Raw genomic sequence first — 21,221 nt, forward strand, 5'->3', positions numbered from 1 at the left:
CCGATGCTGTTGGGTGTCAGACACCCAAGATGCTCAGGTGCAGCTTCAAGGCTGTCTCGTACGGGTGCCAGACACCGGCGCTCCGCGCGTCACGCCGTCGCAATCGGCGTGACCGGCGATCCGATCGCATGCGGCAGGCGCAGCGGCGGCGCAGTCAGCATGAAGTGGTGGCGGCCATTGGTAAACAGGAACTCCGCCAGGTCCTTCAAATACCAAAGCTCCGCCAGCGGCAGCCCCAGCTTGAACAGGCAGTGATGATGCAGCGGCAGCATCGGACGCGCGCCGGACTTTTCGCGGGCGGGGTAGGCCTCGACCGCGTAGTTATCGGCGCAGATGGCGGCGATGCCGCTATCGGTGATCCATTGCAGCAGCGCGTCGTCGGTGCCGTCCAGCGCGGCGCCGTAGGTGTGCAGCACCTCGGGGTCCGGCATGCCGTCCATCGCGACCACGGCTTCGGCGTAGCCGGTGCGCAGCACCAGCATGTCGCCGCGCTCAATCGTGATGCCATCCGTTGCCAGCACGTGCATCAATTCGGCGTGGCCGATCAGCGTGCGGCCCGGGCCGTAATGGCGGAACAGGTCGACCAGCACGCCGCGGCCCTGCATGCCTTTCTGCGCCAGGTTCTCAACGCCCAGCTTCAGCGCGGCGGACGGGCCGCCGCTGTTGCAACCGCAGCCGGTGTGATCGCCATCATTGGGTCCCACAACGTCCACGCCCGCCTGAAAGCCGTTGTAGTAGCGCAGCTCGGGTGTGCCGTCGCCATCGGCATCGAACAATGCGCCCACGTGCGCCAGCGCGTCCCACTGCGTCGAGTACTGCATGGACAGCAGCACCTGGTCGTCGCTCAGCACGTCGAGCGCGTCGGGGTTGACGTTCTTCAACGGGAAGTTCAGGTACGGCGTGTCCTTGAGCTTCGTGGGGCTCAATTGCGGCGGGTGGCGCCGCGGGTTGAGCACGTTGCCGCCGGGCAGGTCCAGCGGCAGGGACAGGCAGAAGGTCTTGCCGGCGCGGATCTCGCGTGCGCCTTTCAGGACTTGTTCTTCGGTGATGAGATTCAGGCGGCCGAGTTGGTCGTCGGGCCCGAAGTCGCCCCAGTTGGAGCCTTCGGGCCGATGCTTCCAGCGTTGCATGCGGCTTACTCCGTCAGGAAGTCGACGACCGCGCGGGTGAAGGCTTCCGGTTGCTCCCAGTTCGAGATGTGGGAGGTGTTCAATTCCACGTAGCGCGCGCCGGGAATGGCAGCCGCAAGTTCTTGGCCTTGCGCGGGCGTGGCGGCCAGGTCGTGCGTGCTGCTGATGACCAGCGTGGGGGCGGTGATGGACGACACCTGCTCGCGGAAGTCGGCGTCGCGCAGCGCGGCGCAGTTGCCCGAGTAGCCGGCGTCCGGCGTGCGGCGCAGCATGTCGATCAGCACCTGCGTCAGGCCCGGCTCGGCGGCGCGATAGCCGTCGGTCAGCCAGCGTTCGACCAGCGTGGGCGCCATCTTTTCAAGCGTCTGCTCGGCCACGGCGGCGATGCGGGTGCTCCAGCCTTCAGCCGAGCCGATGCGCGCGGCGGTGTTGCACAGGATCAGCTTGCCGACGAGTTCGGGGCGCGCCAGCGCCAGCCACAGGCCGGTCGGGCCGCCCATCGACAGGCCGCAGAAATGCGCGCGCTTGATATCCAGGTGGGCCAGCAGTTCGGCGACGTCGTTGCCCAGCTGCTCGAAGCTGTATTCGCCTTCGGGGACCGACGACTTGCCGTGGCCGCGGGTGTCATAGCGCAGCACGCGGAAGTGGCGGGTCAGTTCAGGGATCTGGCGGGCCCACATGTCGGCGTTGGTGCCCAGCGAATTGGAGAGCACGAGCACCGGCGCGTCGGCGGGGCCATCGATGACGTAGAACAGCCGTGCCTGGCTGAGATCGGCGTAAGCCATGTGGAATTCCTTTGGGGAAGGCGGCGGCCGCGCAAGCAGGCGGCCGCGCGGGTATTACAGGTGGCAGACGCCGTCGACGTAGGCTTTGCGCCAGCGGGTGATAGTTACGCGGTCGAACAGGTCGGCCTGCGCAAACGGATCGGCGTCGATGAACTGCTGCGCGGCTTCGCGCGTGTCGACGTCGACGATGTACAGCCCGCCGCCCGCATCCTTGCCGTCATCCTGCAGCTTGGCGCCGCACGCCAGCAGCAGCTGCTTGTTGGCGTCCAGGTATTCCAGGTGCTTGGCGCGGTGCTGCTGGCGCATTTCCTGGTGGTTGGGCTTGTCGAAGGTTTCGATGATGTAGGGCATGCGAGGCTCCTGTCAGATCGCCGAGGGATGGCGCGCGAGCGCGGTGACTTCGATATCCATGTACGGGAAAAGCGGCAGCGACGACAGCAGCGTGTGGAGCTCGTCGTTGTTTTCGACGTCGAAGATGCTGACGTTGGCGTAGCGGCCGACGACGCGCCACAGGCTCTTCCACTTGCCGTCGCGCTGCAGCTGCTGCGCCAGGGCCTTTTCGTCAGCCTTGAGCTTGTCCGCGCGTTCGGCGGGCATGTCGACGGGCAGATTGACCTGCATTTGAACCATGAACAACATGATGGACTCTCCATGATGCCGCCCCGGCGCGCGGGGCGGTGTAGCGGCAATTAAGGCGGAAACTAAGGGAATTCAGTTCGCAAACTTCAGCGGCAGGCCGGTCAGGCGCAGCAGCTCATCGGCGGTCATGTCGCCAAAGATATCGGTGACCGTCACCCCATCCTTGTTGATGTCGAACACGGCCACATCCGTGTACACGCGCGACACGCAGCGCACGCCGGTCAGCGGGTATGTGCAGGCCTCGACCAGCTTGCTCTGGCCTTCGCGGGTCTGCAGTTCCATCATCACGAAGACGTCCTTGGCGCCGATGGCCAGGTCCATCGCGCCGCCGACGGCGGGGATGGCGTCCGGCGCGCCGGTGTGCCAGTTGGCCAGGTCGCCATGCTGCGAGACCTGGAAGGCGCCCAGCACGCAAATGTCCAGATGGCCGCCTCGCATCATCGCGAACGAATCGGCGTGATGGAAGAACGAGCAGCCGGGCAGTTCGGTGACGGGCTGCTTGCCGGCGTTGATGAGGTCGTAGTCTTCCTCGCCCTTGGCGGGCGCGGGGCCCATGCCCAGCATGCCGTTTTCGGTATGCAGGATGACTTCGCGGCCGGCCGGCAAATGGTTGGCGACGAGCGTGGGCAGGCCGATGCCCAGGTTGACGTAGGCGCCTTCAGGAATGTCCTGCGCGACGCGGGCGGCGATCTGGTCGCGGGTCAGTTTGGTGCTCATTGCTGCTCCTTGGCGGCCTGCTGGCCTGCGATCTGCACGACGCGCTTGACGAAGATGCCGGGGGTGACGACGGTTTCGGGGTCGAGCTCGCCCAGTTCGACGATCTCGCGGACCTGCGCCACGGCCACGCGCGCGGCGCTGGCCATGATGGGGCCGAAGTTGCGGGCGGTCTTGCGGTAGACCAGGTTGCCCCAGCGGTCGCCGCGCTCGGCCTTGATCAGCGCGTAGTCGGCGTGCAGCGGATACTCCAGCACGTACTGGCGGCCGTTGATCTCGCGGGTTTCCTTGCCGTCGGCCAGCGGGGTGCCGTAGCCGGTGGGCGTGAAGAACGCGCCGATGCCGGCGCCGGCGGCGCGGATGCGCTCGGCCAGATTGCCTTGGGGCACCAGTTCCAGTTCCAGCTTGCCGCTGCGGTACAGGCCGTCGAAGATCTGCGAGTCCGCCTGGCGCGGGAACGAGCAGATGATCTTGCGCACGCGGTTGGCGCCCAAGAGGGCGGCGAGCCCCGTGGTGCCGTTGCCGGCGTTGTTGTTGATGATGACCAGGTCCTTGGCGCCCTGTTCAAGCAGGGCGTCGATCAGTTCCATGGGCTGCCCGGCGGTGCCGAAGCCGCCGATCATGACGGTGGCGCCATCGGGGACGTCCGCCAGGGCGGCGGCAGCGCTTGCAACAGTCTTAGAGATCATGATGTTCGCTCATAGGTGGCGTGTCATAATTTGTTCTTCTTTCGAACTTTCGTTCTTCTGAAGAACATCGTTTCATGGGGAATGCGAGGGCGTCAAGGCAAGCCCGCACGCCGCACTCTCCATCGTTCGGAGTCGCCCGCAAGGGGCAACGCAGGCTCGCCGCGGCGGGCCTTTTACTCGTGGAACCAGACGGATGGCCGAGCAAGATCCCCAGCAACCCAGCGACAGTTACGTGCAGTCCTTCGCGCGCGGCCTGTCGGTGATCCGGGCCTTCGGCCCCGACCGTTCGCAGATGACGTTGTCCGAGGTGGCCGCGGTGACGGGGCTGACCCGCGCCGGCGCGCGCCGCATCCTGCTGACGCTGGAACACCTGGGCTACGTCACGGCCGACGACCGCAAGTTCTCGCTGACCCCGCGCATCCTGGAACTGGGCTACGCGTATCTGTCGGGCACGCCGCTGTGGAACCTGGCGCTGCCCTACATGGAAGAAGTGGCCGAGCTGACGCGCGAGTCCTGCTCCGTGTCGGTGCTGGAAGGCGCCGACATCGTGTACATCCTGCGCCTGTCGACGCATAAGGTGATGACGATCAATCTGGCCGTGGGCAGCCGCTTGCCGGCATGGGTAACGTCGATGGGCCGCGTGTTGCTGGCGGGCCTGCCGGAAGCCGAGCTGGACCGGGTGCTGGCGATGAGCCACATCCAGACCTACACGGCGGAAACCGTCACCGACATCGCCGAACTGAAGCGCGTGCTGGCCGGCGTGCGTGCCGACGGCTATGCCTGCGTGGCGCAGGAGCTGGAACCCGGCCTGCAATCCGTGGCGGTGCCCATCATCGACCGCAGCGGCCGCGTGATCGCCGCAATGAACGTCAGCGGTCACGCCAACCGGTTTTCGCGCGAGGCGATGCTGGAAGCCTTTTTGCCGCCGCTGCGCCGCGCCGCCGACCAGATCAACCACGCGCTGCTGCGCCGCTAGGCCAAGCCTGCGGGCGGCAGAGGGATGGGTCCGGACGGACATGGCGGCCGCGATCAGATGGGCGCGACGCCGAGCGTCGTGCCGCCGCAGACATACAGCATCTGGCCGGTGACAAACCCGTTGTCGGGCGACAGAAAGAACATCGCGGCGCGCGCGACGTCTTCGGGCGTGCCCAGGCGCTTGACGACGATGCTGTTGATGATGCGCTCAGTCTGCGGGGCGCCGGCCGGATTGCTCTTGGTGAAGAGGTCGGTGGCGATGGGGCCCGGGCCGATGGCGTTGACGGTGATGCCGTCGCCGCCCAGTTCCATGGCCAGCGTGCGGGTCAGGCCCACAAGCCCGGCCTTGGTGGCCGAATAGACCACGCGATCCGGCTTGCCCAGCGCGGCGCGCGACGACATGTTGACGATGCGGCCAAAGCCGGCTTCGCGCATGGCGGGCAGCGCGGCCTGCACCAGGATGAGCGCGGTGCGCAGATGCAGATTGACGACGTAGTCCAGGTCGGCCAGCGTGGCGGTGTCGGCCGTGCCGGGCCGCGTGGCGCCGGCGTTGTTGACGAGACCGACGATGTTGAACGCGCTGGTGACTTCGCGCGCGACTTCCTGCGTGCGCGCTTCATCGGTCAGATCGGCCTGATACGAGACCAGACCCGCCGGCGGATTCTCGGGCAGCTTGTAGTCGATGTTGACGACCTTGTGGCCGGCATCGAGCAGCATGCGGATGATGGCGGCGCCGATCCCGGCGCTGCCGCCGGTGACGAGATATGCGGTGGGTTTGGTCATATCGGTTTCCGTTCAGTGTTCAAGAACTCAATGGGTGAGATAACCCCATGCCAAAACTGCGGTGATGTGGATCACACCGACCCACAGCATCATGATGACGGTATAGCCCATCACGTCGCGCAGCTTGAGCTTGGACAGGGCCAGCGCCGGCAGGATCCAGAAGGGCTGCACCAGATCGTTCCAGGCGTTGCCCAGCATGACGGCCATGGTGGTCTGGTTGAGCGCGCTGCCGATTTCCTTGGCGGCGTCGATCATGAACGGACCCTGGATGACCCAGTGACCGCCGGCGGACGGCGCGAAGAAGTTGATGACGAACGAGCTGATCAGCCCCCAGAACGGCAGCGTTTCGGGCGTGGCGACGTCGACGAAGACCGCGGAGATCGTGGTGACCAGACCGGAGGCGGCCATGATGGCCATGATGCCGGCGTAGAACGGGTACTGCAGGATGATCCCGGAGATGGTCTTGATGCCTTCGGTCAGCTTGGCGACGTAGGCGGCGGGCGTGCCGAGCAGGATGATGCCCAGGAACAGGATGATGAAGTTGATGAGGTTCAGGTCGAGCGAGCCGCCGTCCATGAAGTGAAAGACGACGTAGGCCACGCCGAGCGCGCCGATCAGCATGCTGAGCAGGCGGCTGTTGTTGAGCTTGGAGGCGATGGTGCCCTTTTCGAGCATGTCTTCGGCGGCGTTGGACGCGTTGGCGTCGCGGTCGATGTTGGGGTCGACTTCGACGATGGCCTCGCCCTTCTTGGGGTGCAGCCAGGCGTTGAGCAGCGGCAGGGTGATGATGATGACCAGGCTGGTGAGCAGCATGGGCACGGAGAAGATGGTTTCCGACAGGGGGATGGTGCCCATCTGCGCGGCGGTGGGGTGACCGGGCGTGGCGACCAGGACGGGGATGCTGGCGGACAGGCCCAGACCGTACATGGTGAAGCCGCTGTAGGCGGCGGCGATGATCAGGGGGTAGTGAACACCCTTGACCTTCAATGCCAGCTTTTTGGCGACGATGCCGCCGATGACAAGACCAAAGCCCCAGTTCAGGTAGCTGCCGACGCCGCCGACGAGGGTGGCGACGATGATGGCGGTGTGCGGCTTGTGGACGTGGCTGACGATGCGATTGAGCAGGCGGTCGGTGAGCGGTGCGGTGGCCAGCACGTAGCCCATTGCCAGGATGACGGCCATCTGGGTGGTGAAGGCCAGGAGGCTCCAGAAGCCTTTGCCCCAGGCGCGGGTGATGTCGCCGATGCCCTGGCCTTCGATGCCCATGGCCAGCAGCACGGTGAGCAAGGTGAGCGCGATCGCAAAGACAAAGGGATCGGGCAGATACTTGCGCATCAGCTCGGTAAAGAATGAAGCCAATTTATTCATGGTGCCTCCAACAACTCCGTAAGGCGGTTCTCTGATGTCCGGCGGCGCGGGTCATCGGGTGACGATGCGGGCGTGCCGGACGATTGCTTTTCTTTGTGTGGGTGGGCTCGTGGCCCGATGGCGCGGTCGGTCATGGCCGCCGCGCCTTTTTGTGGATGCTTGAGAACGGACTCAGGAGCCGCTGGCTTTGCCGTTCAACCAGGTGGCCAGTTCGCCGAGGGCGGCGCTTTTCTCGCGCAGGACGCGCTCGCGGCGTTCGGGGCTCCAGGTGTAGAAGCCTTGGCCGCTTTTGGCGCCGATGTGGCCGCTGTCGACTTTGCTTTTGAGCAGGTCGGAGGGTTCGGTGCGGTTTTCGAGATCTTTGTAGAGGTAGCTGGCGATGGCGTAGTGAACGTCAATGCCGTTCATGTCGCGCTGTTCGAGGGGGCCGGACAGGGCGAGGCGGATGCCCAGGCTCCATTTGACGACTTCGTCAATGTCCTCTGCGCTGGCGACGCCTTTCTCCAGCAGGGAGATGGCTTCGCGGGCGAGGGCGTGCTGGATGCGGTTGGCGATGAAGCCGGGGATGTCCTGGCGCACGAGAACGGGGCGCTTGCCGCCGAAGCGCAGGGTGGCCATGACTTTGGCGACGGTGTCTTCGGAGGTGTCGTCGTTACGGACGACTTCAACCAGGGGGATGACGTCGGCGGGGGTGAAGAAGTGGGTGCCGACAAAGCGGTCGCGGCGCTGGACGGCGCTGGCGATGGCGTTAATCGACAACCCGGAGGTGTTGGTGGCGAAGAGGGTGTGCGCGGGGCACAGGGTGTCGAGTTTGGCGAAGATGCCGCGCTTGAGATCGAGGTTTTCGGGGACGGCTTCGATGACGAGGTCGCTGGCGGCGGCGGCTTCGAGGCCTGGTTCGAGGCGGATGCGCTGGATGGCTTGCTGGACTTGGCCGGGGGCGTAGACGTTTAGCTGGCGTTCGATGGTCTTCAACGCGCGCTCGAGGGCGCCTTCGACGGGGTCAATCAAAACGACGTCGAGTCCCTTCGAGGCGAACAGCGCGGCAATGCCGCTGCCCATGGCGCCTGCGCCGATGACGGCGAGATTCTTGAGGGGAGTGTCCATGATGGCTCGCTTGGCTTGCGGCTGCTGCTTGCAGGCGGACACCCGGGGACCAGGGGTGATGCTGTCTCGTCCGGGGTGCCTTTCTGTGCGCGGCTTGGCCAGAAAAATCTTTATGTTCTATATACGAACATTTGTGCGTGTATAGAATTTCTGTGGGGGATAGTACTAAAAGTTGCTGGGGGTGGACAAATGGGGGATTCGCGGTGTTCGGTGGGTGGACGGTGGTCGCGGCTGTTGGGCCGGCGCGGGGCGGATCGATGGCTGGCGTGGGTTTGCATTCTTTTGACGCCCGGCACGTCGTCGGCCTGGGGTGCGCGGGGCTACGATTGCGGTCCGGAGCCTTCGCTCCGGACTGCCCTAGGCGGGCCCCCCCGTCGTCATCGTCGTTGTCGCCTCCGGCGACTGCCTTCCGATTCCCTCGGGCGCATCTACACGCCCCGCGCACCCCAGGCCGACGACGCGCCGGGCTCGGTGGAATGAACTTGGCGGTCGCTGGGTCGAGCGGGGTTCTTGAGATTCTTATCTCGGCCGACGTGTATTTGAAGCGTCTTGCGGTGCCCGTCACCGTTTGGCCGCGCGGGCGGCCTCCGGTGACTTACGCGGTGTCTTGCGTCGGTGTGATGACGCTTCGCGCTTGCGGGGGGGGGGATTCAGCGCATGTGGCTGCGAATCGCGGCTTGAGTCTTTCTATGGGTGGTGGGGGGCGGGCTCAGCCTGCGGCAGGCTTTCGTCGTCGTCCGCGCGATGGCAGACCACGCATAGTTTGTTGCCGTCGGGGTCGCGGAAGTAAGCACCGTAGTAATGCGCGTGATACTCGGGCCGCAGGCCTGGCGGGCCCTCGCAGGTGCCGCCGTTCTTCAGCGCGCGTGCATGCGCCTGGCGTACCGCCTCTCTGGTGTTGGCCATGAAGGCGACCATCTGACCGTTGCCCGGTTCATGGGGCTGGCCGTTGTGCGGCCTGCTGATGGCAAAGTAGGGGCGTTGCTGGCCGGCGCTTTGCCAACCCGCCCATGGCCGGTCTCGTTCGCAGAAGCGAGATTCGACGCCCAGAATCTCGAACAGGGCGTCGTAAAAGCTCAGGGCGCGGTCGAAGTCGGTGATGCCGACGAAGATGTGCGAGAACATTTTTTCGCTCCTGGGCTTGCCGCCTATCCCGAATTCCGCAGCCCCGCCGCGATCCCGTTGATCGTCAGGTGGATCGCGCGTTGCACGCGCTTGTCGACCTCTGCGTTGGGATTCTTCTGCACCGCGCGATGTCGCCGGATGAGGTCAACCTGCAGGTAATTCAGCGGGTCGATATAAGCGAAGCGTTCGCGCAAGGCGATCTGCAGCGTGGGGTTGTCGGCGAGCAGTTCGCGTTGCGTCAGCAGTTTGAGCATGGCGAGCGTGCGGCCGTGTTCGGCGCTGATGGCGCCGAAGATGCGTTCGCGCAGGGCGCGTTGGGGGACGAGTTGGGCGTAGCGGGCGGCGATGGCGAGGTCGGATTTGGCCAGGACCATTTCCATGTTGGAGAGCAGGGTGCGGAAGGCGGGCCAGTCGCGGGCCATTTCGCGCAGTTGTGCAAGGCGGCCGCGGCGCGAGCGGGGGGCGTCGGGGGCGCCGGTTTCGAGATAGGCCTCGATGGCGGAGCCCATGCCGTACCAGCCGGTGAGCATGAGGCGGCATTGGGCCCAGGAGAAGCCCCACGGGATGGCGCGCAGGTCTTCGATGCGCTGGCCTTTCTTGCGGGAGGCGGGGCGGGAGCCGATGTTCAGGCCGGCGATTTCGCTGATGGGGGTGGCGGCGAAGAAGTATTCGGCGAAGCCGGGGGTGTCGTAGACGAGGCCGCGGTAAGTGCTTTGCGCGGTGTCGGACATGAAGGACATGGCGGGGCCGTGGTGGGCCATGTGGGCGTCTTCGGCGCTGGTAGCTTCGGCGCGGGGGGCCAGGCTGGATTCGAGGGTGGCGGCGATGAGGAGTTCAAGGTGCCAGCGGCCGACTTCGGCGTCCTTGTATTTGCTCTGGATGACTTCGCCCTGTTCGGTCAGCCGGATCTGGCCGGCGACGGTGCCGGGGGGCTGGGCCAGGATGGCGTCGAAGCTGGAGCCGCCGCCGCGTCCGACTGAGCCGCCGCGGCCGTGAAAGAGGCGCAGGCGGACGTTGCGGGTGGAGAAGACGTCGACGAGTGCGCGTTCGGCCTGGTAGAGCGACCAGTTGGACGTGAGGAAGCCGCCGTCCTTGTTGCTGTCGGAGTAACCGAGCATGACTTCCTGGGCGCCGTTTTGCGCAAGCTTTACGCGCTGGCGGATTTCGGGCAGGTCGAGCCAGGCGGCCATGATGTCGGCGCCGCGCTGCAAGTCGGGGATGGTTTCGAAGAGGGGGACGACCATGAGGCCGTCTTCGGGGGGGATGTCTTGCCCGGCGGGGGCGATGAGGCCGGCCTCTTTCTGCAGGACCATGACTTCGAGCAGGTCGCTGAGGGTTTCGGTGTGCGAGACGATGGTCTGGCGCACGGCCTGTTTGCCGTAGCGGGCGCGGCCGGCGGCGGCGGCGCGCAGGACGGCGAGTTCACGGGTGGTGTCTTCGGAGTAGGCGATCCAGGGGGAGGCCAGGGGGCGTGCCTGCGCGAGTTCAGTGCGCAGGAGGTCGACGCGTTCTTCTTCGGACAGCGCGAGGTAGTCGAGGGGTTTGCCGTTGTGGGTGACGCCGGCGCGCGAGAAGAGTTCGGCGAGCGCGGCTTCGTGGACGTCGGAGCTTTGGCGCAGGTCGACGGTGGCGAGGTGAAAGCCGAAGACCTCGAGGGCCTGCTGCAGGCCGGACAGGCGCAGCTTGGCCAGCGGGGCGCCGTGATGGGCGCCCAGTGACGCGGCGATGATGGCGAGGTCGGCGGCAAGCTCTTGGGGCGCGTCGTAGGCGGGGGCGGCGACGGTGCTACGGCGGGCGAGGTTCTGGCCGGTGAGCCGCAGCGCGGTGGCGGCCAGGCGGGCGTAGATGCCGACGAGGGCGCGCCGGTAGGGTTCGTCGCGGCGGTGCGGGGAGTCGTCGCCGCTACGCTCGGCGAGCGCGAGCAGTTCGGGGTCGACGGCGATGAGCAGGGTGGTGATGGAGAGTTCGGCGCCGAGGGCGTGGACTTCCTGGAGGTAGTGCTCGAAGAGGACGGTGGCCTGGCGCAGCAGGGCGCGTTCCAGCGTGGTGGCGTCGACGTTCGGGTTGCCGTCGCGGTCGCCGCCGATCCAGCTGCCCATGCGCAGGAAGGGTTCGAGCGGCGGCGGCGGGGCGGCGAAGGGCTTGGCGGATTCGCGGTTGAGCAGCTTGGAGAGGTCGCCGTAGAGGCGCGGGATGACCTGCAGGAAGGTGCTGCGATAGTAGGAGAGCGCGTTCTCGATTTCGTCGGCGACGGTCAGGCGCGTGTAGCGCAACATGCGGGTCTGCCACAGGGTGGCGACGCGGCCGAGCAGGGCAGTGTCGAGTTCGGCGAGCTCGTCGGGAGTGAGCTGGGCTTCGCGTTGCGCGAGAGCGGTGGAGATTTCGCGGTGGACGTCGAGGGTGCTTTTGCGCTGGACTTCGGTGGGGTGCGCGGTGAGGACGGGCATGACGCACGCTTCGGCCAGCAGGCGGCGGATGCGCGCAACGCTGACGCCTTGTCCGGCAAGGATCTGAATGGCTTCGCGCAGGCTGCCGCGGGCGGGCGTGCCGTCGGTGAGCGCGCGGGCGCGCTGGCGGCGGTTCTGGTCGCGGTCTTCGGCGATGTTGGCCAGATGCAGAAAGTAGCTGAAGGCGCGGGCGACGGAGTTGGGGTCGCTGCCTTGCAGGCGCTTGACGCGCTGTTCGAGCAGTTTGCTGTCGGCGTCGTCGCCTTCGCGGCGGAATTTGACGGCGGTGCGGCGCAGGGTCTCGATGGTGTCGAAGACGCGCTTGCCTTCGCATTCTTCTATGACCTCTCCTAACAACCGGCCCAACAGCCGGATATCGTGACGCAAGGGTTCTGCGGAATCGGACTGCGTGCGCTTGGCATTCATCGTGCGGGGATCCGTCTGACGGCGGTTGGAAGGGGATTAAATCGAAGCGGGCGTTGCGGGCAAACCTTGAAAATGATCGGTCGATTTTACGCAGCGTTCCTTACGGGGGAGGCGGTTTGCTCGGTTAAAGTGCAGGGTATCCCTTCGTTATTCCAGAAGCCCCCTTTATGCAAAATCATCAACGTCGCGCGCTCGTGCTGTTTTCGGGCGGGCAGGATTCCACCACTTGTCTCGCCTGGGCGCTGGAACGCTATGCGCACGTGGAGACGGTGGCGTTCGATTACGGACAGCGCCATCACATCGAACTGTCGGCGCGGCTGAATGTGCTGCGCGAGATCCGCGCCAATTTTCCGGACTGGGCGGCGCGGTTGGGCGAGGACCATCTGCTGGACCTGCAGGTGCTCGGGCAGGTGGGCGATACGGCGATGACCAGCGACCGGGCGATCGAGATGCAGGCGAATGGCTTGCCGAATACGTTTGTGCCGGGACGCAATCTGCTGTTCCTGACGCTGGCGGCGGCGCTGGGGTATCGGCGGCAGTTGGACGTGCTGGTGGGTGGGATGTGCGAGACGGATTTTTCCGGGTATCCGGATTGCCGGGATGACACGATCAAGGCGCAGCAGGTGGCGCTGGGGCTTGGGCTTGGGTCACGGGTGACGATCGAGACGCCGTTGATGTGGATCGATAAGTCGGAGACCTGGGCGTTGGCTTATGCGCTGGGGGGTGATGCGTTGGTGGAGACGATCGTCGAGGAAAGCCATACGTGTTATCTCGGGGAGCGGGGGGCTCGGCATGATTGGGGCTATGGGTGCGGGGAGTGCCCGGCTTGCAAGCTGAGGAAGATCGGGTGGGAGAAGTGGGTGGTGGCTTCTGCGGCTGAGGGTTGAGCGGCCGGTTATTTTCTGGTGCTTGGAACAGACGCAGGAACCGCAGCAGTCGGCTGGCGAACGGCCGCTTCGGGGAAACGGATCGAATCTCCGGCCTCGCCCGCCTTCATGGTGCGGTTCGGGATTCCAGATCCATATCCGCAGGCCATTGAACTCTTGGGGCTAGACGCAAAGCGAGGTTGTACGGGGCGACGTCGTTGGCATCCCGCGGTTCGGCGCGATCGGGGTCGAGGCCTTCGATGCCGTTCTGCATGTAGGCGCACACGTAGGCCCAGAAATTTGAGGTGTTAGCAGCGTCAGTATTTAAGTGGAAGCGTGTCACGACTTTGTTGGTACCCGGTTCCACAACTGCGATGGAGACGCCCTCCTTGATGATGAGACCTCCGCCTGGCGTCGCGCCACGGACTTTCCATTTCTCCGCACGCAGATCGTCCCAATCATAGCTAGCGGTGGTCACGTATGCGCGCTCGAAGGGATTCCACCAGACTGAATGGAAGTCATAGACGTATACCTTGCGACGTAGACGATTGAAGCGAAGTGGAAGATCGCGGGGAGGGGCTACGTCCGCGCGATAGAAAATGCATGCTGCGTAAGCGCAAACGGAAAGTGTCATTGTGTCCAGAAAGACGATTCCAACAATCTCACCGGTGGAGCTGGAAGCCATCGAGCTCGCATAAAAATGCGGTGCGGAAAAAACTACATACTTGAGACCTACCCATGCCATAAGTAGTGAGAAGTAAATGATCAGACCGCGAATGCTCGACGTGTTACGAGCAAACTCGACATACGTTTCATCGATGTGCGTGGGCGCCTGCCAGAGCAGCATGGGCGCCTCCTCTGGAGGATCATTGGGACCTGGCAGATCGCATTGCCAGCCCCTGCAGGGGGGATTAAGTTGCGGTTTTGCCATCAGAGTTCCTTCGTAATTTCTTTGGCGGCCGTGCTGGAGTTCATGAACCGAGAGCATCGGAGCTGTTAAGCAGCAGTGGGATGGCGAACGGCCCATTTTCGGGGAAGTGAATTACACCCTCGCCCCGAAGGACTTTCACGGTGCCGTTCGGGATTCACGGTCCATTTCGGCGGGCCATCGAACTCTTGGGGCTAGACGCAGAGCGATGTTGTACGGGGCGACTTCGTTGACGTCACGCGGTTCGGCGTGATCGGGGTCGAGACCTGCAATGCCGTTTTGCATGTAGGCGCACACGTAGGCCCAGAAGTTGGAGGTATTCGCAGCGTCGGTATTTAGGTAAAGGCGCGTCATGACGTTATTGGTACCCGGTTCAACAACCGCGATGGAGACGCCTTCCTTGATGATGAGCCCTCCGCCTGGCGTCGCGCCACGGACTTTCCATTTCTCCGCACGTAGATCATCCCAGTCATAACTCGCGGTGGTCACGTATGCGCGCTCGAAGGGATTCCACCAGACTGAATGGAAGCCATAAACGTAAACCTTACGGCGAAGACGATTAAAGCGAAGTGGAAGATCGCGGGGAGGTGAGACGTCGGCGCGATAGAAAACACATGCTGCCCAAACGCATAGGCCAATCGCAATTGCAAACAGCAAGAACATTCCAATTTCAAATGCTCCAACCCCCGTCGTCGTGATAGCGCTGAGATGCCTAGTGATCAGAACTGTCTGTTCGAGGCATGTCCATGCAATCAGCAGCGAAAAGATAAGAAGCGTACCCCGCAGAACGGAGGTACTCCGAGCAAATTCGACGTATATTTCGTCCATGTGCGTCGGAGCTCGCCAGAGCAGCATGGGGGGCTCAATAAGAGGGTCATTGGGACCGGGGAGGTCACATTGCCATCCGGCGCAGGGGGGATTTAGCTGTGGTCTCGCCATCAGAGTTCCTCCGTGATCTCGATGGCAGCGAAGCCGGTACTGTCGTCCTTATCGGGCCAGAACGCCACAAAAAATGTGGCCGTTTTAATTTTGTTGATGGGATCCAACCAATACTGGCCGCTGAGGATTGGCCGTTCCGATGTCGGCTTCGTCTCACCGACCAACGTGTAATCCGAATCGTCTAAGGTCGAAGTTTGGATGGCACGGGCAGTATCGTTGACTTGCCCAGATGCCATGACGTGGGAAGACAGAATAGGGCTACGTTTGCCGTCTCGTGCGAGGTCAAAACGCTCGATGGTGAGGGCGAAGCGGTAGCGCGATCGTTCGGCATCGAAGCCGGGTAAGGTTGCGCTGTACACAAGCGCCTGTGTTTTCTTAAATGCGCCGCGGTTCTTGAGCACTTCGATGTCTTCGCTGTAGAGCTCATCTTCCGATATCGCTCGGTCTCCATTTGAGAAGCGAAGGTCGACGTCCATGCCGAGCACCGCGGCATTAAGTGCGGCGATGGCGACTTCCATGTCTTCCGGAGATTGCCAGCGATTTTCGCGATCAGTTCGGCCGAAATAGCAATGCCGAGCCCACTTTTCTAACGCGTCGGATTCGAGGCTTTTCGCTACTTTCAGTATTGCGAAAGCAACAAGTCCGACTGCTATACCCGCACCCAACGCTCCGAACAGTGCGAGAGATCCGGCGACGCCCCACACAGTCAGGCCTGCCCCGAAAATCGACAGAAGACCTGAGAAAATGTAGGCTTTTGCGACGAATGCATCACCAGCTTTTGACACGCGTCCGGCGGCACGAAAACTGGCGCCGGCATCCGCAATCCCAGCCAAAGCCGAAATCGCTCCACCAACCATAACCATTTTCGAACCCAGCCCCACGACGCGAGTGAGCACAGGAGTTTTCTCCGCGCCCCAACGCAGCACGAAATCCTTGGCAGCGTCCGCCGGTATCTTGATCGCCAAGCCCGCCGCCTCAACACTCGCTCCTAGGAATCCGAGCGAAACGCTGTAAAACGCTGCGACGGCCTCCGGATGCTGCGCTCCCACCTTCGCATCCAGGTCGGCAATCGCGCTTTTCAAACTGTCCCGTAGAAAGTACAGCCCGATAAAAGATAAGCCGCCGTCCACGCTACCGACGGCCAGGCCCTTTAAGCTCGCAAAGGTGCTGCCGGCGACACGTCGAGCTCCCGCTGCGCCAACCTGCATTCCATTTAGCACCGCGGCCGCTGCGGGTTCCAGATTTTTCAGGCCGGCATTAACTTGACGTAAGGCATGTTGGGCTTCCCGCTTGATATCCTGTCCAAGTGCGCCGGCCGCCTGCTTGATGTCCTGCGCACCCTCCTTGGCTTCTTGGCTGAAATCCAGGATGCGTTGCCTGACCTCTTCGGCAGCCCCATGCGCCCATAGCGTGACGTTGATGAGCACATTGCGGACATTGGCATTGGGGATGGTGATCAAACTACCCAGCAGCATGGCGCGTGCGCGCTTGCCAGTTGCCTTCTGGGCCGAGTTGGCATGCTCGCGGATCTCGCTCGACAGCAGTTCGAAGCACTCCCCCACCGTGAGCTGGATGGTGATCTGGGTGAACTTGGCTTTACCGTACAGCCAGGCGGCGCCGGACTGGAGGTTGTCCAACGCCGCCTTGGCGCCGATGCTCAGGGTGTTTTCGAGGCGGTTGCTCGCATCGTGGATGGCCGCCAACAGCTGGTCTGCGGCTTCAACAACAAGCGCGCTGCGCCAATCGCCACCCTCCTTGCTGGTGGCGACCATTTTTATCGCGTCAAAGTACTTTTTGCCTGCCTCGGAGGGCATTGCGTCCGTGAACTGCGGTTCGAAGGCTTGCTGCAAGTCGCTGTGTTGCCCGTTGAGTGCGGTATAGGCCGGGCTACCACCGTCGGACAGAAGGTCTTGCCAAGCCTGACTGCTGGGACCCAACACTTCTGGAGTGGGCTTCTCGCCAGCTTCTCTCTCGTCCGCCGCTTTGGTTTGCTGGGGCGGGGCATCCGTAATGCCGCCCGCGAGACAAGCCGCGGCGGTGTTCAGGCGGCATTGCTGCGAACGAGAATCGGAGTCCGCATAGTCCAGGGCCATGATCCGGCGCCAGTTAGCGCCCGTCACCAGGTCGGCCCAGTCGGACGCATATTCGTCGATCTGCTTCTGAAAATTCTCGTCTTCCTTGTCGTACGCATCCTGAAAGGTTTTCCGTCCCGCTGGGCCGGTTTCCCAGTAACGCTCTTCCAGCCGGGCCATGCGACGCTTGGTCTTGCGATCGACCATGCCTGCATGTTGCTGCGCGGGGTCATGGAATACGGGCGGGACGCCGGATTCGCTGGAGGTCCAGTAATCGCTGGCTGGCGGCGGGGGCGGGTGTGCAGCCTCGACCTGCTGGGCGATGTAAGCCTTGATGCCGAGCAGGCACTGAGAGGTGAGGTAGGCATACCGCCTTGTAGGCTCTTCACGCCAACGCTGACGCATCGTGTTGACGGAGAGCCGCAGGCTGTTGAGTTCTGCCGCCATGCCAACCGGGTCGGGCAGGATGAGGCCGGCTACTCCCTTTGGAAGCCCATGCTGCTTCTCGAGCATGCGCAGTTGCGCCTGCATGGCTTCCAAGCGCGCATGACGGGGGTGCCAATCATGAACGCTACCGAAATCGCGGGTGCCGATCGCATACTCGGCGACATGCTGGTGGAGGTCATCACCGTGCTCGAGGGCAAGCGCCTGGTTGCCACCAGTCGGATCTAGCTTGAGCGTCAAGAGATTGACCACCCTGAACCGCTCATGATAATCAGCCGGCAGTGCCTTTCCATCAGCGTGTTTGCCGGTGCGATAAGCATCGAGCGTCGCCTTCGGCCAAGGATCCTGGGAAAACGCGATCCAGGCTTGCTTATGCGTTGCGGTGTCGATATTGATGAATGCCGCGCGCAGATCGTGTCCCGCCTCCACGCATAAGGTGGCTAGCGGCTCCGGCTTCGCTCGCGGCATGGAGAATGGATTGAACTGGCGCAGGTAGCCCTCCGGGGTGACCTGATAGGCATGCCAGATTTCTCGGTCCAGCAGAACATAGACATAACCCTGCCGCAGGATGCGCAACGCAGTCTGGATTGACCTGTGGTGCAGTTCGCCATGATGTTTGAGCCCGTCGGTAAGAGGCATGACTGCAAGCCGAAGCGGGAGGATCGGTATGCCCGAGCGTTCACAGGCGCTGCAATTTCCGGGGGGATTGGGCGCCGCCTGACGGCGCGCCTGAGTCAGAGTCTTGCTGGTGCTCATGAATAGTTCGCCGCTGGAGATAACGATGCAACGATGCGCTTCCACGCATCGTCGTCGTAGGTTTCAAAACGCGCTTGCAACGTGGACCGGCCTGCGGCTGCGGCCGCGATATCGGCTTGAACTATTGGATTCAGTGGCAGGCCGGGATGAATGAATACGCGATGTGTGCACAGGTCGAAGATGTCTGCGCTCAGGCGCAGTCCAAGGTGATGGGCGTCGCGGATCATCCGGAATGCATGCACGGCGGCTTGCGGCGGCAGAATCGTGGCGCCACGCCAGCGCATGGGGGCATACGTCATCGGAAGCGTTAACGCCAGGCGCCACACATCCAGGAAGTCGCCAACGAGCGGTGCTAGTTGTTGAGCCCGTCGAGCTAGCTCGGGTGCATCCATGCCAGGTTCGGTTGAGGCACCGCGAAGCAAGGTGTAGGTACCCCAACTGGTCGGGCATAGCCAACGCTTTACCGGCCATAGCAGTGCAGGAAAGGCACGTTCCATCAATGCCGCGAGCAGTTCGAGTCGCAATGGCTCGAACCAGGGTGTCATCCGTTTGCCAGCTACAGGCTTGATGACATCCAGGCAGCGCGCAGCTAAGTGATCGGCAACGGTATTGATGGGCCGATCACTGGTCAGCCATCCGCAGACATAGCGCTTCCTATAACTTGCGTCGTCAATTGCATGACGTTCAGCGGATGCGAGCAGCGACATGTTCGCTGTGTCGCCAGGTGCCGCCAACTGTACGAGCGCGGGACACGCGTCTGGCGTATGGGCGAGGTCCGGCCGCATTACGGGCGTGATCGCCTGTGCGCCCAACGCTTGGGTCAACGATTGAATACTTAGAGGATCTGTTGGCGGACACGGCGACAGCGGGTCCAGCAAAAGGTAAAGATGGTCGTTGGATGCGCGTTCGTTACGGGCAAATTCCTGTACGGCGCTCCGCATCACCTGGCGCGCTCCATCGCTCTGCCGAAGTGAACGGCTGGCTCGGCCTTGGCCAGCTCCACTCCAAGCGGGATCGTCTCGGACAGGCATCCAGGCAGCGTGAATTTGACGAACTGAAAGGGCGCTTCGCCGAGGGCGCTAGCGGAGTGCAGATCGGTTTGAGTTGGCATGGCGAGCTTCCGGGTAGCGACGGACCGCACGGGTCGTCCTTGGTGCTAGATGGCACTACCGCTTTTAGAAGCTGCCAATACTGCGTGTAAATCAGAGGAGTCTTATTAATGAACCAAATTGACTGAGACACCACTGCTAAACACCATCCCGCGCCACCGGCGCAACATTGGGTGTGATGGCCGCTGTCACCGCAGCTTCCTTCACCCGGCCGATGAACTTCCATCTCAACATCACCGCCGCCGCAGCGATGATCGCTGCCAGCGCGGCGGACACGATCATTGCTGCTTTCGCGCCCTGCCACTCGATAACGAACGCATACGCAACCGGCGCCGCAGCCGTCAGCAAAAAACTGGGAATCAACAACGCGCCAACCAATGCGCCGTAGCTGCGGAAGTCAAAAAGCGCCAGCGGCAGCGTGCCGCGGGTGATGGTCATGAGGCCGTTGCACGCGCCGTAGAGCAGCGTGTAGGCGGCGGTGGCGTAGAGATTGCCGCCGGGGACGAGGGCGAGCAGGAAGCACAGCGGGAGGGCCAGGGCCACTGCCAGGTTGAGCGTCAGCGGATGAAGGCGGGCGCCGACGAGGACGTCGCCTAAACGAGCAGCGAATTGGCCGATGCCCCAGAGCGATGCGACGGTGACCGCGGCGGCGGTGGCCAGGCCCAGGCCGGTCAGCAGCGAGAAAAGGTGCGCGGCGTTGCCGGCTGCCAGGAAGTTGGTCAGCATCGCCATGACGGCGTAGAGGGTGCCGGCCAGGCGGCGTTCGGCGGCGGTGCGGGTGAGGCCGGTGGCGGCCCTGCCGGGGTCGGCGGTTGACGCGGTGTAGCGGCGGCGGGGCAGGGCCAGGTAGAGGGGGATGGTGGCGAGGGCGAGGGCGGCGTAGCACCAAGCGGCGCCGCGCCAGCCAAGCCATTCGGCCAGGAAGTGGCCGACGGGCCACATGACGGTGGATGCCAGTCCGCCGAAGAGGGTGATCTGGGACATGGGCTGGCGCGCGGCGGGGCCGGCGGCGCGGGCCAGCGCGGCAAAGGCGGCGTCGTAGAGGCACAGGCGCATGCCGACGCCGAGCGCGGCCCAGGCGGCGAAGTAGAGCGCGTGCGAGTGCGTGATGGCGAGCAGGGCGCAGCCGAGTGCGGATAGCGCGGCGCCTGCGGGCATGACGAGGTGGCCGCCCCAACGGTCTACCGCGGCGCCAGCGGCGGGGGAGACGAGGGCCATGACGACGATGGCAGCGGAGAAGCCGCCGTAGACGGTGGCGGTGCTCCAGCCGAGGTCGGCGGTCATGGTCGGGCCGAGCGCGCCGATGAGGTAGAAGGTGACGCCCCAGCCGATGAGCTGGGTCAGGCCCAGACAGATGACGGCGCGGGCACGGATCATGGGCGTTGCGGGGGCGTGGAGTCGCCGTCGCCGAGGCTGCGCTGCATGAGGACGGTGTCGCGCCATTCGCCGTGCTTGTGGCCCACGGACCGCAGGGTGCCGACGGGGTGAAAGCCCTGGCTGGCGTGCAGGGCAAGCGAAGCGGCGTTGCGGCTGTCTCCGACGACGGCAAGCATCTGCCGCCAGCCGGCGGCGGTGCAGCGCTCGACCAGGGCGGCGAGCAGCTTGCCGCCGATGCCGAGGCCGGCGCGGCCGGCCTTGACGTAGACAGAGTCTTCGACGGTGTGCCGGTAGGCGGGGCGCGGGCGGTAGGGGGTGACGTAGGCGTAGCCGACGACCTCGCCGTTGATCTCGGCCACGAGGTAAGGCATTTCCTTTTCGAGGACGCCGGCGCGGCGCTGGCGCATTTCGGCGATGGAGGGCGGCTCGAGTTCAAAGGACGCGGTGCCGTGCTGCACGTGATGCGCGTAAATGGTCTTGATGGCGGGCAGATCGGCTTCCGCGCTGTCGCGGATGAGGACGGTGGGCGAATGGGGCGACAT

At 63.9% G+C, this 21,221-nt stretch carries 20 protein-coding genes; 2 read left to right on the top strand and 18 right to left on the bottom strand.

Annotated features, from left to right (window positions below):
- Positions 1 to 89 precede the first annotated feature (89 nt).
- The 6 genes from KW836_RS05890 to KW836_RS05915 all read right to left on the bottom strand — a co-directional run bounded on the left by KW836_RS05890 (position 90) and on the right by KW836_RS05915 (position 3,957).
- Entirely contained in the window at positions 90 to 1,130 is a 1,041-nt protein-coding gene (locus KW836_RS05890) for a cyclase family protein (protein WP_218342678.1), read from the bottom strand.
- A gap of 5 nt (positions 1,131 to 1,135) precedes the next feature.
- Positions 1,136 to 1,915 (bottom strand): 3-oxoadipate enol-lactonase, encoded by a 780-nt coding sequence (gene pcaD / locus KW836_RS05895; RefSeq protein ID WP_218342679.1) that lies wholly within the window; start codon positions 1,913 to 1,915, stop codon positions 1,136 to 1,138.
- A 54-nt stretch (positions 1,916 to 1,969) separates the two neighbouring features.
- The gene (locus tag KW836_RS05900; protein WP_105240952.1) at positions 1,970 to 2,266 is read right to left on the bottom strand and encodes a YciI family protein; all 297 of its coding nucleotides are present in this window, start codon (positions 2,264 to 2,266) and stop codon (positions 1,970 to 1,972) included.
- Positions 2,267 to 2,278: 12 nt separating this feature from the next.
- Positions 2,279 to 2,554 (bottom strand): muconolactone Delta-isomerase, encoded by a 276-nt coding sequence (catC, locus tag KW836_RS05905; RefSeq protein ID WP_056559790.1) that lies wholly within the window; start codon positions 2,552 to 2,554, stop codon positions 2,279 to 2,281.
- 72 nt (positions 2,555 to 2,626) lie between these two features.
- A complete protein-coding gene (locus KW836_RS05910) occupies positions 2,627 to 3,271 on the bottom strand; it encodes a 3-oxoacid CoA-transferase subunit B (protein ID WP_175184882.1) in 645 nt (214 codons plus the stop codon).
- Positions 3,268 to 3,957 carry a 3-oxoacid CoA-transferase subunit A gene (locus KW836_RS05915; RefSeq protein WP_056559787.1) on the bottom strand — a complete coding sequence of 230 codons (690 nt, stop codon included), beginning with the start codon at positions 3,955 to 3,957 and terminating at the stop codon, positions 3,268 to 3,270. Before KW836_RS05915 ends, KW836_RS05910 begins: the two co-directional genes overlap by 4 nt.
- Before the next feature lie 193 nt (positions 3,958 to 4,150).
- Between KW836_RS05915 and KW836_RS05920 the strand changes: the two genes are divergently transcribed.
- The gene (locus KW836_RS05920) at positions 4,151 to 4,933 is read left to right on the top strand and encodes an IclR family transcriptional regulator (protein ID WP_218342680.1); all 783 of its coding nucleotides are present in this window, start codon (positions 4,151 to 4,153) and stop codon (positions 4,931 to 4,933) included.
- Between the two features lie 53 nt (positions 4,934 to 4,986).
- Here KW836_RS05920 and KW836_RS05925 read toward each other — a convergent pair whose 3' ends face one another.
- The 5 genes from KW836_RS05925 to ppc all read right to left on the bottom strand — a co-directional run bounded on the left by KW836_RS05925 (position 4,987) and on the right by ppc (position 12,188).
- Positions 4,987 to 5,715, bottom strand: coding sequence for an SDR family NAD(P)-dependent oxidoreductase (locus KW836_RS05925; protein ID WP_056559783.1), 729 nt, complete (start codon positions 5,713 to 5,715; stop codon positions 4,987 to 4,989).
- Between the two features lie 27 nt (positions 5,716 to 5,742).
- Positions 5,743 to 7,083: a short-chain fatty acid transporter gene (locus KW836_RS05930; protein WP_175122169.1), complete on the bottom strand. Its 1,341-nt coding sequence runs from the start codon at positions 7,081 to 7,083 to the stop codon at positions 5,743 to 5,745.
- Positions 7,084 to 7,254: 171 nt separating this feature from the next.
- The gene (locus KW836_RS05935; protein ID WP_175184881.1) at positions 7,255 to 8,190 is read right to left on the bottom strand and encodes a 3-hydroxyacyl-CoA dehydrogenase family protein; all 936 of its coding nucleotides are present in this window, start codon (positions 8,188 to 8,190) and stop codon (positions 7,255 to 7,257) included.
- A gap of 687 nt (positions 8,191 to 8,877) precedes the next feature.
- The gene (locus tag KW836_RS05940) at positions 8,878 to 9,315 is read right to left on the bottom strand and encodes a VOC family protein (RefSeq protein ID WP_175139649.1); all 438 of its coding nucleotides are present in this window, start codon (positions 9,313 to 9,315) and stop codon (positions 8,878 to 8,880) included.
- A 23-nt stretch (positions 9,316 to 9,338) separates the two neighbouring features.
- Positions 9,339 to 12,188, bottom strand: a complete 2,850-nt coding sequence (gene ppc / locus KW836_RS05945; RefSeq protein ID WP_218342681.1) for a phosphoenolpyruvate carboxylase — start codon at positions 12,186 to 12,188, stop codon at positions 9,339 to 9,341.
- A 167-nt stretch (positions 12,189 to 12,355) separates the two neighbouring features.
- On the opposite strand from ppc, the gene queC reads away from it, so the two are divergent.
- On the top strand, positions 12,356 to 13,075 hold the full coding sequence (gene queC / locus KW836_RS05950) for a 7-cyano-7-deazaguanine synthase QueC (RefSeq protein ID WP_218342682.1): 720 nt from the start codon (positions 12,356 to 12,358) through the stop codon (positions 13,073 to 13,075).
- A 106-nt stretch (positions 13,076 to 13,181) separates the two neighbouring features.
- Here queC and KW836_RS05955 read toward each other — a convergent pair whose 3' ends face one another.
- The 7 genes from KW836_RS05955 to KW836_RS05985 form a co-directional block, all read right to left on the bottom strand.
- A complete protein-coding gene (locus KW836_RS05955) occupies positions 13,182 to 13,901 on the bottom strand; it encodes a DUF6708 domain-containing protein (protein WP_255595133.1) in 720 nt (239 codons plus the stop codon).
- Positions 13,902 to 14,120: 219 nt separating this feature from the next.
- A complete protein-coding gene (locus tag KW836_RS27815) occupies positions 14,121 to 14,837 on the bottom strand; it encodes a DUF6708 domain-containing protein (protein ID WP_255595134.1) in 717 nt (238 codons plus the stop codon).
- Between the two features lie 83 nt (positions 14,838 to 14,920).
- A complete protein-coding gene (locus KW836_RS05965) occupies positions 14,921 to 18,193 on the bottom strand; it encodes a T6SS effector BTH_I2691 family protein (RefSeq protein WP_218342683.1) in 3,273 nt (1,090 codons plus the stop codon).
- The gene (locus KW836_RS05970) at positions 18,190 to 18,900 is read right to left on the bottom strand and encodes a hypothetical protein (protein WP_218342684.1); all 711 of its coding nucleotides are present in this window, start codon (positions 18,898 to 18,900) and stop codon (positions 18,190 to 18,192) included. Before KW836_RS05970 ends, KW836_RS05965 begins: the two co-directional genes overlap by 4 nt.
- Before the next feature lie 233 nt (positions 18,901 to 19,133).
- Positions 19,134 to 19,304: a hypothetical protein gene (locus KW836_RS05975; RefSeq protein WP_218342685.1), complete on the bottom strand. Its 171-nt coding sequence runs from the start codon at positions 19,302 to 19,304 to the stop codon at positions 19,134 to 19,136.
- Between the two features lie 136 nt (positions 19,305 to 19,440).
- Positions 19,441 to 20,679, bottom strand: a complete 1,239-nt coding sequence (locus KW836_RS05980; protein ID WP_218342686.1) for an MFS transporter — start codon at positions 20,677 to 20,679, stop codon at positions 19,441 to 19,443.
- Positions 20,676 to 21,221: a GNAT family N-acetyltransferase gene (locus KW836_RS05985; protein WP_218342687.1), complete on the bottom strand. Its 546-nt coding sequence runs from the start codon at positions 21,219 to 21,221 to the stop codon at positions 20,676 to 20,678. The genes KW836_RS05980 and KW836_RS05985 overlap by 4 nt, the downstream gene beginning before the upstream one ends.

Origin of the sequence: Achromobacter sp. ACM05 (genome assembly GCF_019218915.1) — a bacterium.
Classification (GTDB): Bacteria; Pseudomonadota; Gammaproteobacteria; order Burkholderiales; family Burkholderiaceae_B; genus Achromobacter; species Achromobacter animicus.

Excerpts from the sequence above, each read along its gene's own strand:
- KW836_RS05890 (WP_218342678.1), bottom strand. The coding sequence starts at position 1,130 with ATGCAACGCTGGAAGCATCGGCCCGAAGGCTCCAACTGGGGCGACTTC.
- pcaD (WP_218342679.1), bottom strand. The coding sequence starts at position 1,915 with ATGGCTTACGCCGATCTCAGCCAGGCACGGCTGTTCTACGTCATCGAT.
- KW836_RS05900 (WP_105240952.1), bottom strand. The coding sequence starts at position 2,266 with ATGCCCTACATCATCGAAACCTTCGACAAGCCCAACCACCAGGAAATG.
- catC (WP_056559790.1), bottom strand. The coding sequence starts at position 2,554 with ATGTTGTTCATGGTTCAAATGCAGGTCAATCTGCCCGTCGACATGCCC.
- KW836_RS05910 (WP_175184882.1), bottom strand. The coding sequence starts at position 3,271 with ATGAGCACCAAACTGACCCGCGACCAGATCGCCGCCCGCGTCGCGCAG.
- KW836_RS05915 (WP_056559787.1), bottom strand. The coding sequence starts at position 3,957 with ATGATCTCTAAGACTGTTGCAAGCGCTGCCGCCGCCCTGGCGGACGTC.
- KW836_RS05920 (WP_218342680.1), top strand. The coding sequence starts at position 4,151 with ATGGCCGAGCAAGATCCCCAGCAACCCAGCGACAGTTACGTGCAGTCC.
- KW836_RS05925 (WP_056559783.1), bottom strand. The coding sequence starts at position 5,715 with ATGACCAAACCCACCGCATATCTCGTCACCGGCGGCAGCGCCGGGATC.
- KW836_RS05930 (WP_175122169.1), bottom strand. The coding sequence starts at position 7,083 with ATGAATAAATTGGCTTCATTCTTTACCGAGCTGATGCGCAAGTATCTG.
- KW836_RS05935 (WP_175184881.1), bottom strand. The coding sequence starts at position 8,190 with ATGGACACTCCCCTCAAGAATCTCGCCGTCATCGGCGCAGGCGCCATG.
- KW836_RS05940 (WP_175139649.1), bottom strand. The coding sequence starts at position 9,315 with ATGTTCTCGCACATCTTCGTCGGCATCACCGACTTCGACCGCGCCCTG.
- ppc (WP_218342681.1), bottom strand. The coding sequence starts at position 12,188 with ATGAATGCCAAGCGCACGCAGTCCGATTCCGCAGAACCCTTGCGTCAC.
- queC (WP_218342682.1), top strand. The coding sequence starts at position 12,356 with ATGCAAAATCATCAACGTCGCGCGCTCGTGCTGTTTTCGGGCGGGCAG.
- KW836_RS05955 (WP_255595133.1), bottom strand. The coding sequence starts at position 13,901 with ATGCTGCTCTGGCAGGCGCCCACGCACATCGATGAAACGTATGTCGAG.
- KW836_RS27815 (WP_255595134.1), bottom strand. The coding sequence starts at position 14,837 with ATGCTGCTCTGGCGAGCTCCGACGCACATGGACGAAATATACGTCGAA.
- KW836_RS05965 (WP_218342683.1), bottom strand. The coding sequence starts at position 18,193 with ATGAGCACCAGCAAGACTCTGACTCAGGCGCGCCGTCAGGCGGCGCCC.
- KW836_RS05970 (WP_218342684.1), bottom strand. The coding sequence starts at position 18,900 with ATGTCGCTGCTCGCATCCGCTGAACGTCATGCAATTGACGACGCAAGT.
- KW836_RS05975 (WP_218342685.1), bottom strand. The coding sequence starts at position 19,304 with ATGCCAACTCAAACCGATCTGCACTCCGCTAGCGCCCTCGGCGAAGCG.
- KW836_RS05980 (WP_218342686.1), bottom strand. The coding sequence starts at position 20,679 with ATGATCCGTGCCCGCGCCGTCATCTGTCTGGGCCTGACCCAGCTCATC.
- KW836_RS05985 (WP_218342687.1), bottom strand. The coding sequence starts at position 21,221 with ATGTCGCCCCATTCGCCCACCGTCCTCATCCGCGACAGCGCGGAAGCC.